Raw genomic sequence first — 3030 nt, 5'->3', positions numbered from 1 at the left:
TTTCCAGTGTAAAATGTACTTGGGTCATGTAAAGTCCTCCTGGGTATGTTTTTGTGGTTAAAAACATTGTACCGTAAAAGGACCTTACATGGCCTTTTTGCTTTTACACAATTATATGGACTTTATCGGGGACATCTGTTTGAACTCATCGTTTTGATATATTATTTTAAAATCATAATCATAGAAATGAGTCCTGAAGAAACTATTGATTAAATCAGATTCTGTTTTATTATTATTATATTTTAGATCTCTTTTCATAAAAATAGTTTCTATTTCCGAATCAAAGTCGACTTCTAACTTCTCAATGAATTTAGCTTTGGAATTTCCTTGACCATTAATGAATGCAAACTCATCATAAAAATCTATCTGTTTAAATTCTAACTTAATTTCTAAATCATTTTCAGCAATTTCAAATTCTTTTTCTAAGGATTCTCTTAAGTTTTTATATGATTTGTATTTAATAATAATTTCATCTTGGCACCTTGAAATTTCATTTTCAATAAATTTTCTCTGTTCCTTATAAGTTTTGATTGTATCTAATGCTGCATTTTCCGCTTTTATTCGTTTATCTAAAGTTAAGAGTTCATTATTAGTTTCTGAAATTTCCAATCCCATTTTGTATACTTTATCATCTTGAATATTATTGATTTCAACTTGAAAAGTATTGATTCTCTGATCAATTAAGTTAGACCATTCAATTATTTTTGCATTAAATTTGTTCTTAAGCTCTCTATTTATTTCTTCGTTGAAATCTATTAAGTCATCTTTTATTTCTCTAACTAGTCTATTATCATAATCAAATTGTATATGGAATTCTTGATACTTTAGTTTTCCAAGTTCTTCAATCTGCTCCTGAGCCTCTTCGGTTTCGCTCTCTAATTTTTCCTTATCTATAACAAGTCTTTGAAATGCATCTTTTTCTTCTTCAGTAAAGTTATTTTTACCAAGAATCTCTTGACGCTGTTCAACATAACTGTCTAGTCTTTTTAAAGTCGATTGCTCTTCTACTTCAGGCTTTTGCAAATTTAGTAATTTTTCCTGGGTTTCAAAATATTCATCTAAGTGCTTTTGAATTTCAGAATTTAAATTTCTGCAATTAATCCTGTAATCCTCAATTTTTGTATCTAGCCTTTTTGCTTTAATAATTCTATTTACAAGGTTGTTTAATGAGTTCTCATTTTCAGCTAATCTAAACATAAATTCTTGGGGAATATATTCTATTTGTCTCTTATAATCTTCCGTCTGGTCACGCCAAAAAAGTTTAAATTTATCTGCTTCGTCAAACATAAATTTATTTTCGTCAACTTTTTTACCAAGTCTATTTGCTATTGAATTTAAGAAAGTTGACTTTCCAGTTGAACGGCCTCCAATAATTGAATTTAAATGTTCTGACAAATATATTTCTCGATCTTCATAAACTATTCTATCTATTACAAGTTCATCTTTCTCAAGAGTAGGTTTCTCGATATCCAAGCAAATTCTGTCTTCAGGCTCGAACAGTATTTGCTTAAATCCTTCAAAGGTCTTATCAGCTTTAATCCAAGAAAACTTGTTCCCTATTTGATTAAATGAATGTGCATCAGATGATTGTAAAAGCGGCTTAGTATATTTTGACTTTTTTAACCAATATTCTCTATCTTTTGATAGGTTATTATGTTTACAGTTTTTATCTTTACAGTTTTCAGGATCATTACAACTCGAATGGATTATAAAATCTGATTTTATACATATGTCTTCATATACAGACATATTTTTTTTACTTGCATCGCTGGTAGCACTCCCATGTCCACGAGAAAGAAAACCTGTTAAAAACTTATCTTTTAAATCCCCATTTTTATGTAACACATCATATAGATTAGAAAATGGTACATGTGCAGAGTTCTCTATTTCATTCTTCTCAAGTAAATTAAATGATTTCTCATCATTTCCTATATTTGCTTTTAATTCTCCTTGTAGATTTTCTATAACTCTTTGGTCTAGATTATTGTCAAAGATAATATGGTAATCAAAAAGCTCCCCATTTTTGTTTATATTAGATAGGCGAACTTCTAAATTTAAAAAAGTTATTACCCCATTTGCTTCAAGGTATTTTTTCAAATGAAAATCCTCTTCTTCAAATTTAAAATAGTTTGTCAGCCCAACCACTTCAATTCCACTTTCTTGAATTTTTCTTAAGAGATTCTCTCGATTCTTTTCATCTGAATCCGTATTTATGCCGTAATTGTTATTCAACTGAGAATACAATGAGTGCAGATGTAAATCCCATTTCCTAAATTGGGAACCTCTGTTTTTATCCATATCATTTTCCACCTTTCTTTTAAATAATGCTATTCAAATTTATAAAATATTTTATTGGTGTGTTGTAAAATGAATTGCAACACCCAGTAATTTCTGAAAATACAAAAAGACATGAAGATTCGTTATACTTAAATCACCACAAAATAAGCAAAGGAGAATCTTCATGTCCACAGGTAATTATAACACAAATCAGACTCGAGCATTCACTCATTTAGATTTTAAAGAAAGACAACTGATAGAAAAATGGTTAAACGAAGATGTTAATATAGCAGAGATAGGCAGACGCCTTGGGCGTAACCGTTCCACAATCCATAGAGAAATCAATCGAGGCAAAGTAGAACAAATCAAACAGATTAATGGCTATAATAAGAAAGTCACTGTGTACTATTCAGATTCCGGTCAATCTGTTTATGAAAAACGACGAGCAAAGAGTGTCCGCAAAAAGATTGTCTCTTTCTCGAACGCTTTCTTCTCTGCGCTGGAAGATGCTTTCACTAAAGGGTGGTTTAAAGGGAACAGCGTCTCTACAACATAAAGACATTTATAGCTCTTTATAGAAAAAAGCATCCTGTAGAGAATATACCAACGTTTAAAACTGTTTATTCTTCCTGAATAATTCATACTTTTTAATTGAAACCGTATGAAACTGCCTAACGGCAGTCTGATAATTACTTTTTTAGTTTCACCCCTTAAGTGATGAAAAAAGAACCCCATTCTGCTATGGTAAAGGTA

Annotated in this window: 1 protein-coding gene and 1 pseudogene; one reads left to right on the top strand and one right to left on the bottom strand. The window is 30.2% G+C overall.

The window, feature by feature from the left end:
• Positions 1–111: 111 nt before the first annotated feature.
• Positions 112–2298 (bottom strand): TrlF family ATPase, encoded by a 2187-nt coding sequence (locus ACYVLS_RS09105; protein WP_460323773.1) that lies wholly within the window; start codon positions 2296–2298, stop codon positions 112–114.
• Positions 2299–2461: 163 nt separating this feature from the next.
• Here ACYVLS_RS09105 and ACYVLS_RS09100 point away from each other — a divergent pair.
• Positions 2462–2904, top strand: a pseudogene (locus ACYVLS_RS09100) (helix-turn-helix domain-containing protein); the annotation flags it as partial.
• Positions 2905–3030 lie beyond the last annotated feature (126 nt).

Source organism: Alkalibacterium psychrotolerans (assembly GCF_054784355.1).
The sequence above is the reverse complement of the archived record's forward strand: the minus strand, read 5'-3'. Positions and strand labels throughout refer to the sequence as shown.

Excerpts from the sequence above, each read along its gene's own strand:
- ACYVLS_RS09105 (WP_460323773.1), bottom strand. The coding sequence starts at position 2,298 with ATGGATAAAAACAGAGGTTCCCAATTTAGGAAATGGGATTTACATCTG.